Annotated in this window: 1 protein-coding gene; it reads right to left on the bottom strand. The window is 46.3% G+C overall.

The genetic code is table 11. The features are described 5' to 3' along the window. The coding region (locus FGM01_RS14595) for a hypothetical protein (protein WP_166435244.1) at positions 1 to 627 on the bottom strand (627 nt) is incomplete at both ends.

Below are 627 nucleotides of genomic sequence, written 5' to 3'. Positions count from 1 at the left end.
CCGATTATGTAATAACTGCCTGCGCCCATATCACTCTTAAAGACACCAGTGGTGGCATCAGGGCTCACACTTCCTACTTCTGTATCGTCACCACCATTCTCTCCAACCTTGTAAAGCTTATAACTATCAAATGAACTGTTAGTCGCAGTATCATCAAGGGCGATGATTCCATCTCCCGCGCCATTACAACTGATATCCGTAGACTTCAAGGTCAAACTCAAGGCCGCTGGATCGGTAAAGGTCTCCGTATCACTTTTCTTGGTACACGTATCTAYCCCATTGCCAGAGGCTACTGTACCGATTATGTAATAACTGCCTGCGCCCATATCACTCTTAAAGACACCAGTGGTGGCATCAGGGCTCACACTTCCTACTTCTGTATCGTCACCACCATTCTCTCCAACCTTGTAAAGCTTATAACTATCAAATGAACTGTTAGTCGCAGTATCATCAAGGGCGATGATTCCATCTCCCGCGCCATTACAACTGATATCCGTAGACTTCAAGGTCAAACTCAAGGCCGCTGGATCGGTAAAGGTCTCCGTATCACTTTTCTTGGTACACGTATCTACCCCATTGCCAGAGGCTACTGTACCGATTATGTAATAACTGCCTGCGCCCATATCA

Source organism: Christiangramia sabulilitoris (genome assembly GCF_007050985.1).
In the GTDB taxonomy this organism is placed as follows: domain Bacteria; phylum Bacteroidota; class Bacteroidia; order Flavobacteriales; family Flavobacteriaceae; genus Christiangramia; species Christiangramia sabulilitoris.
Note: the sequence above shows the minus strand (reverse complement) of the source record. Positions and strands in the feature narration are given on the sequence as shown.